At 69.9% G+C, this 7,337-nt stretch carries 6 protein-coding genes and 1 pseudogene; all 7 read left to right on the top strand.

Annotation, left to right across the window (positions count from 1 at the left end; translation table 11 throughout):
• Nucleotides 1–246, top strand: a pseudogene (locus BRX37_RS25590) (tail tape measure protein); the annotation flags it as partial.
• Entirely contained in the window at nt 243–2,585 is a 2,343-nt protein-coding gene (locus BRX37_RS25585; RefSeq protein WP_125990273.1) for a DUF2460 domain-containing protein, read from the top strand. The pseudogene BRX37_RS25590 and the gene BRX37_RS25585, both read left to right, overlap by 4 nt.
• Nucleotides 2,582–3,394 carry a DUF2163 domain-containing protein gene (locus BRX37_RS25580; protein ID WP_125990270.1) on the top strand — a complete coding sequence of 271 codons (813 nt, stop codon included), beginning with the start codon at nt 2,582–2,584 and terminating at the stop codon, nt 3,392–3,394. Before BRX37_RS25585 ends, BRX37_RS25580 begins: the two co-directional genes overlap by 4 nt.
• Nucleotides 3,391–3,780: a C40 family peptidase gene (locus BRX37_RS25575; protein WP_125990268.1), complete on the top strand. Its 390-nt coding sequence runs from the start codon at nt 3,391–3,393 to the stop codon at nt 3,778–3,780. Before BRX37_RS25580 ends, BRX37_RS25575 begins: the two co-directional genes overlap by 4 nt.
• A 15-nt stretch (nt 3,781–3,795) precedes the next feature.
• Nucleotides 3,796–5,985, top strand: coding sequence for a phage tail protein (locus BRX37_RS25570; protein WP_125990266.1), 2,190 nt, complete (start codon nt 3,796–3,798; stop codon nt 5,983–5,985).
• A 10-nt stretch (nt 5,986–5,995) separates the two neighbouring features.
• Nucleotides 5,996–6,499 (top strand): DUF2793 domain-containing protein, encoded by a 504-nt coding sequence (locus BRX37_RS25565; RefSeq protein WP_125990264.1) that lies wholly within the window; start codon nt 5,996–5,998, stop codon nt 6,497–6,499.
• 182 nt (nt 6,500–6,681) lie between these two features.
• A partial coding sequence (locus tag BRX37_RS25560; protein WP_164522540.1) for an outer membrane protein occupies nt 6,682–7,337 on the top strand: 656 nt, incomplete at its 3' end.

Here is a 7,337-nt window from a genome sequence, read left to right as displayed (position 1 = left end):
GCGCTGGGCCTGCCGGGGCGGGCGACCGGCGGGCCGGTGGCGCCGGGGCGGGCCTATGTTGTGGGCGAGCGTGGGCCGGAACTCTTCGTGCCGACGGCGAGCGGGCAGGTGGTGCCGGGCGGTGGCGGCGGGCGCGACGTGCGGGTGAACATCGCGGTGCAGGGGCGCGGGAACGAGAGCGAGGCGCGGCTGCTGGCGCGCAGCGCGCGGCAGGTGGCGCGGGCGGTGCGGGGGGCGCTGCAATGAGCGGGATCGATTATTGGCTGGCCGATGGAGGCCCGGCACATGGGCGGGGGCAGGAGAGCCGCTTCATCAAGCGGTTCGATCCGATGTGGTGGACGGTGAATTTCCCCCGGCCGATGATGGCGAGCGTGGTGACGACCGGGCCTGACAGTCTACGGGTGGATGCGGTCTTCTATGGCTCCGGTGATCTGGCGGGGCTGATCTGGGACGTGGCGGACCAGTGGAGCCATCCGCTGCTGGCCTATGAGACGGCGCGGGATTTCCGGCAGTGCGTGCTGCGTTTCCGCTGGCGCAGCGGCGGGCTGCGGCGGCTGGACGAGACGCACGGGCCGACGCTGACGATCGAGGGGCGCGATGCCGATGGTGCTCCGCGCGCCTGGTATGTGCGGCTGTGGAACTATGCCAGCGGCGGGCCGGAAGATGCCGAGATCATGCTGGATTTTGCTGCGCTGGAGGGCGGGTTTCGGCTGCCCGACGATAGCGATCCGGTCTGGGCCGGCGATGTCGACCGGATGTTCATTTCGCTGGTGCCGCCCGCCTATGATGCGGGCGATACCGGCTTTGCCGCGCCGGTCGAGGGTTGGGCGGAACTGAGCGACATCGCCTGCGACGGGGCGGGATCGGTGCTGGCGGCGGGTGACGTCATGCTGCCGGAGCATGGGCTCAGCATGGCGACCGGCTATGACGATAGTTTCAACCAGACGCCCGAGCGGCTGGTCGCGGCGATCCATGCGCTCGGCTATCGCGGGGCGATCAATCATTATGTCGGGATGAGCCATTATTTCCGGCTCGAACGGCTGGGCGCGGGCCTGTATGTCAGCCTGGCCGGCGGGGTGCTGAACGCGCCCTGTGCCGCCTGGCACGCGGACTTTGCGCGGCGGGCCAAGGCGATGGGGCTGGGGATCATCTGGTCTTTATCCTATGAATTGTTCGACGCCCATTGCTGGAACGACTGGAAGCAGCGGGCGGAAAATGGCGACCCGGCGCTGACCGGCTGGTCGCCGCCATCGACTTTGCTGTCGCCGGCCCATGGCGGGGCGATGGGCTATTTGCAGGCGGTGGCGGGCGCCTTTGTTTCCATTGGCCTGGACGCGGAGATTCCGATCCTGTTTCAGGTCGGCGAACCCTGGTGGTGGGTGATGCCGGCGGATGAGCGGATCTGCATCTATGACGATGCGGCGCGGCTGGCGCTGGGCGGTAGCCCGGTGTCGATCCCGGACGTGCGCGGCACGCTGAGCGCGGCGCAATGCGACCTGCTGGACCATGCGGGGGCGCTGCTGGCGGCGTCGACGGCGGCGCTGTGCGGGGCGGTCCGGGCATTGGCGCCGGACGCGGTGACGCATCTTCTGGCTTATCTGCCGACCGTGCTGGACCCGCTGGCGCCCGAAGCCAAGCGGGCGAACATGCCGGTCGGCTGGGCGGCGCCGGCGTTCGATGTGCTGCAACTGGAAGATTATGACTGGGTGACGCAGGGGCGGCCGCGGATGACCGACAGGGGCGTCGCTATGGCGACCGCCCGGCTGGGCTATCCGGTCGAGGCGCAGCATTATTTCGCCGGCTTCGTGCTGTTGCCCGAGCAGACCGACCAGTGGCGCGCGATCGCGGCGGCGGCGCAGGCATCGGTCGAGCGCGGCACGGCGGCGACCTATATCTGGGCGCTGCCCCAGGTCGCGCGCGACGGCTTTACCTGTTTCAGACTGGATGGGGAGGATGCGATGCAGGCCTTTGACGATGTGCGCTTTCCGATCGCGATCGGGCGGGAGGCGAGCGTGGCGCCGGCCTTTTCGACGCAGGTGGCCGAAAGCCCGTCGGGCCATGAGCGGCGCAGCTGCGACTGGGCCGACGCGCGCCTGTCCTTCGACGCCGGGCCAGGGGTGCGGTCCGACGCGGACATTGCCGATCTGATCGCCTTCTTCCGGGCAAGGCGCGGCGCGGCGCGCGGCTTTCGCTTCACCGATCCCTATGACGACCGGAGCGGGCCGCCGGGCATCGCGCCGGGGCCGCTGGACCAGCGGCTGGGCAGCGGCGACGGGGTGACGACCGATTTTGTGCTGATGCGCCATTATGGCGGCGGCGCGGACGCGCAGGTGCGGCGCATCACCCGGCCGGTGGCGGGCACGATCCGGGTGGCGATCGACGGGGTGGAGCAGGTCGAAGGCTGGCAGCATGCCGGGCTGGGGGTGATCGCGTTCGATGCGGCGCCGGGCGATGGCGCGCTGATCACCGCCGGCTATCGCTTCGACGTGCCGGTGCGCTTTGCCGAGGATCGGCTGGAGATTAATCGGGCGACCTTCGCTGCCGGGGAAGCAGTGTCGGTACCGCTGGTGGAGATACGCGAATGAGCGGGGGACTGGAGGAGGCGCTTTGCACGCTGGCCTTTTGCTGGCGGCTGGAACGGCGCGATGGGGTGGCGATCGGCCTGACGAGCCATGACCGCGACCTGGAGATTGACGGGCTGCGCTATCGCGCGGCGCCGGGCATGACGCCATCGGCGATCCGCAGCAGCATCGGACTGGAGGGCAGCGACAGCGATGTCGCCGGCGCGCTGGTGGCCGATGCGATCAACGAGGCGGACCTGATGGCCGGGCGCTGGGACGGGGCGGCGCTGGAATTGCGGCTGACCCAGTGGGAGGCGCCGGGGGTGCTGTGGCGCCTGCTGGCGCGCGGGACGATCGGCGCGGTGGCGCGCAAGGGCGGCACGTTCAGCGCCGAACTGGTAGGCGCGGCGGCGGCGATGCTGGCCGATCCGGTGGCGCCATCGACATCGCCCGACTGTCGCGCGACGCTGGGCGACCGGCAATGCCGGGTGGCGATGGCCGGGCGGCGGCAGATCGTGGCGGTGGCGGGCGTGGCGGACATGGTGGTGGATGCGGCCGGGCTGGAGGCGGGCATCTATTCCTATGGCATGATCCGCTGGCTGACCGGTGCCAATGCCGGGATCGTCCAGGCGGTGGTCGACAATGATGAAGGCGCGCTGCGGCTGGCCGATCCGCCGCCCTTTGGCGTGGAGCCGGGGACGCTGGCGCTGTTGACGCAGGGGTGCGACCGGCAATTGGCGAGTTGCGCGGCGCGCTTTGGCAATGCGGTCAATTTCCGGGGCGAGCCTTATCTGCCGGGCACCGACCTGTTGACCCGCTATCCCGGCGGATGAGCGGAGCAGCGATCGCGGCGGCGGCGCGCGCGCTGGTGGGCGTGCCGTTTCGGCTGCAGGGGCGCGATCCGGCGCTGGGGCTGGACTGTGTCGGGCTGGTCGGGGCGGCGATGCGGGCGGCGGGATACGCACCCATGATGCCGGGCGATTATGGGCTGCGCTTTGGCGATGACCGGCGGGCGGACGAGTGGGCGCGGGCGGCGGGTTTGCGGCCGGTGAAGGCCGGGGCGGCGGGCGACATGATGCTGGTGCGGCCGGGCGCGCTGCACCGGCATCTGCTGATCCTGGTGCCGGGCGGCTTCGTCCATGCCCATGCCGGGTTGCGGCGGGTGGTGGAGACGCCGGGCGCGCCGCCCTGGCCGGTGCTGCGCATCTGGCGGGCGTGAAGGGGAGGGAGAGCTATGGCGACGATGGTGCTGACCGCGGTGGGGACGGCGCTGGGCGGGCCGATCGGCGGCGCGATCGGCGGGCTGATCGGCAATGTGCTGGACCGGGAAGTGCTGTTCAAGGCCAAGGGGCGGGAAGGTGCGCGGCTGAGCGACCTGCAATTGCAGACGTCGAGCTATGGCACGCAGATGCCCCGGCTGTTCGGCAGGATGCGGGTGGCGGGCACGGTGATCTGGGCGACCGACCTGCGCGAGATCCGCACGAAAAGCGGCGGCGGCAAGGGGCAGGGGAGCAGCACGAGCTACAGCTATTCGGCGAGTTTTGCGGTGGCCCTGTCGGCGCGGGGCGTGCGATCGATCGGGCGGGTCTGGGCCGACGGCAATCTGCTGCGCGGGGCGGCGGGCGATTTCAAGACGCAGGTGGGTGCGTTTCGCCTGCATGACGGGGGCGAGGATCAGGCGCCCGATCCGCTGATCGCGTCGGCGCAAGGACCGGGCATGACGCCGGCGCATCGCGGCATCGCCTATGTGGTGTTCGAGGATCTGCTGCTGTCCGATTATGGCAATCGCATCCCATCGCTGACCTTCGAGGTGGAAGCGGATGCGGGTGCGGTGACGATCGATGCGATCGTCGGCGCGCTGAGCGAGGGGCAGATGGGGTGTGTGGCGGAGAGCCAGGTCGAGGGTTTTGCTGCGAGCGGGGCGGACCTGGGCGAAGCGATCGCGCCGCTGGTCGAGGCCTATGGGCTGGGGCTTTTCGGCGACGGGGCGCAACTGGTGGGGGAGGCCGGGCCGGCGGTGGCGCTGCTGGAGCCGGCGACGCGGTGCCGCCGGATCAATGGCCGGGCGATCGACCCGGTGGAGCGTTCCGGCGCGGGCGTGGACAGCGTCGCGCTGGCGCTGTCGGTGCGGCATCATGATCCGGCGCGCGACTATCAGGCCGGGGTGCAGCGGGTGACGCGGCCGGGGCCGGGGCGGATCGAGCGCGGGATCGAGCTGCCGGCGGTGCTGAGCGGCGGGGCGGCGCGATCGCTGGCGCGGCAAAGGCTGGACGGCATCTGGGCCGGGCGCGACCGTATGATGGTGCGCGGCGACTGGCGGGCGCTGGAACTGGAGCCGGGTATGATCGTGACGCTGGCCGATGCGCCGGGGCTGTGGCGGATCGAGGAACGGGAATGGGAGGCGATGGCGGTGCGGCTGGCGCTGCGGCGGCTGGCGGGGACGGGCGGGCGCGCGCCGGGCAGCGTGTCGTCGGGCCAGATCGTGCGACAGCTGGATGCGCCGCACGGCCCCACCCGGCTGATGCTGGCGGACCTGCCGCGCCTGACCGAGGGGGTGGCGAACGGGCCGCAACTGGTGGCGGCGGCAAGCGGCGGGCCGGGCTGGCGCAGCGCGGCGCTCTATGCGCTGGATGCGGGCGGGACCGCCGAGCCGATCGGGCGGACGGCGCCGCGCGCGGTGATGGGGCAGATCGACGCGACCTTGCCGCCGGGCAGCACGCTGCTGCTCGACATGGTGAACAGCCTGTCGGTGACATTGCTGGCCGAGGATATGGAACTGGCGAGCGCGGACGGCGCGGCCTTGGCGCAGGGGCGCAATCTGTGCCTGGTGGGGCAGGAACTGGTCCAGTTCGGCCGGGCAGTGCGGACCGGGCCGGCCAGCTATCGGCTGGAGGCGCTGCGGCGCGGGCTGCGCGGCACGGAATGGGCGATGGCGGGGCAGGCGGCCGGCACGCCCTTCCTGCTGATCGAGGCGGACCGGCTGGTCGATCCGCTGGCGGCGGCCATCGAGGGGGATATCGGCGCGGCGATGCGGCTGCTGGCGATCGGCATTGGTGACGTGGAACCCGCGACGGCAGAAATCATGATCGGCGGCGCGGCGCTGGTGCCGCCCGCGCCGGTGCATCTGAATGCGGCGCCGGACGGAGCGGGCGGATGGCGGATCGGCTGGACCCGGCGCAGCCGGGCGGGATGGCGCTGGACCAGCGGTGGCGAGGTGCCGCTGGCGGAGGAAAGCGAGCGCTATGAGTTGCGAGTGATGGAAGGCGAGCGGTTGGTGCGGCGGACGGAGGTGACGGAACCGGGCTGGACCTATGCTGGGGCGATGATCGCGATGGATGGGGTGAGCGGGCCGCTGACCATTGACGTGCGGCAGGTCGGCACGCGGGCGCTGGGGCGGGCGGGGACGATCGAGATGCTGCTGTGAGGAGGCGAGGATGATGAACGAGACGAGCGATCGCTGGGCGCTGCCGCTGCTCCATGCCGGGCAGGCGCAGAAGGAAATCATGCATAATGAGGCGCTGGCGCGGATCGACATGCTGCTGCACGGGGTGGCGGAAAGCGCCGACCTGGCGGTGCCCCCGATGGCACCGGTTGCCGGGCAATGCTGGATCGTGGCGGCGGGGGCGAGCGGCGCCTGGGCCGGGCGGGAGGCGCATGTCGCTGGCTGGACGGATGGGGGCTGGCGCTTCGTTGCGCCGAAGGCCGGATTGCGGCTGGCGGTGGCGGATCGCGGCCATGCCATGGTGCATGACGGTACGGCATGGCGGGATGATGCGGTGCGCAGCGAAGGATTTTATGTCGCCGGCCAGCAAATTGCCGGCGCGCGCCAGCCCGCGATCACCGGGCCAACCGGTGGAACGACCGTCGATAGCGAGAGTCGTGGCGCAATTGCCGCGATATTGGCCGCTTTGCAGGCTCATGGCCTGATCTCCATGTAATTCTGGAGTATCGGCGATCTTTTCATGGAGAGGGGTAGGTATTAGCTTGGAGGCGAGCCTGGGGGATGTCCCTACTGCGTTATTTTTGCAACGGTTTCACGAATTGTGGACTTGCCATGAAACCTTCTTGCCGATACATGGTTTCAGCAGTCCTTCGTGACACTTTTGAAAGGGGAATTCAAATGCGGAAGCTTGCCCTCGCGGCTGCGCTTGCGACCAGTGCCCTGGCCACCCCGGCCTTGGCGCGCGACAACAGCTGGTATGTCGGCGTCGACGCCGGCGTTATGATCGTTGAAGATCAGGACATCACCTTCACCCCCGGTAACGGTACCGTAGCCAGCAACACCGTGGCGGCTGACTACCATAAGGGTTATGATTTCGACGCCAATATCGGCTACGACTTCGGCGGCTTCCGCCTCGAAGCCGAAGCTGCCTACAAGCGCGCCAAGGTCGACCTCGACGATAGCGGCTTCGGCGGTGCGGCCTCGGCCCTCTCGTTCATGCTGAACGGCCTGCTCGACTTCGGTCCCGATGACGGCCTGCAGGGCTTCGTCGGCGGCGGTGTCGGCGTGTCGCGTGGCAAGCTGGCCAACGACCTGGTGAACGACAGCGACACCGGTTTCGCCTGGCAGGCGATCGCCGGCGTGCGTTACCCGGTCACCAACAATGTCGACGTCTCGCTGAAGTATCGCTTCTTCAACCAGGACGACATCAAGCTGATCCCGGCCTACACCACCATCGGTGGCCCCGCCGGTTCGGAAGCCAGCACCAAGCTGCGTACGCACAGCCTGCTGCTCGGCCTGACCTACAACTTCGGCGCTCCGGCTGAGCCTGCTCC

This window comes from Sphingomonas sp. S-NIH.Pt3_0716 (assembly GCF_003950715.1).
Lineage (GTDB): Bacteria > Pseudomonadota > Alphaproteobacteria > Sphingomonadales > Sphingomonadaceae > Sphingobium > Sphingobium yanoikuyae_A.
This window is presented reverse-complemented; position numbering and strand designations above follow the sequence as displayed.

Bases quoted from the DNA above. Each gene is read 5' to 3' on its own strand.
- BRX37_RS25565 (WP_125990264.1), top strand. From the start codon at position 5,996: ATGATGAACGAGACGAGCGATCGCTGGGCGCTGCCGCTGCTCCATGCC.
- BRX37_RS25585 (WP_125990273.1), top strand. From the start codon at position 243: ATGAGCGGGATCGATTATTGGCTGGCCGATGGAGGCCCGGCACATGGG.
- BRX37_RS25580 (WP_125990270.1), top strand. From the start codon at position 2,582: ATGAGCGGGGGACTGGAGGAGGCGCTTTGCACGCTGGCCTTTTGCTGG.
- BRX37_RS25575 (WP_125990268.1), top strand. From the start codon at position 3,391: ATGAGCGGAGCAGCGATCGCGGCGGCGGCGCGCGCGCTGGTGGGCGTG.
- BRX37_RS25570 (WP_125990266.1), top strand. From the start codon at position 3,796: ATGGCGACGATGGTGCTGACCGCGGTGGGGACGGCGCTGGGCGGGCCG.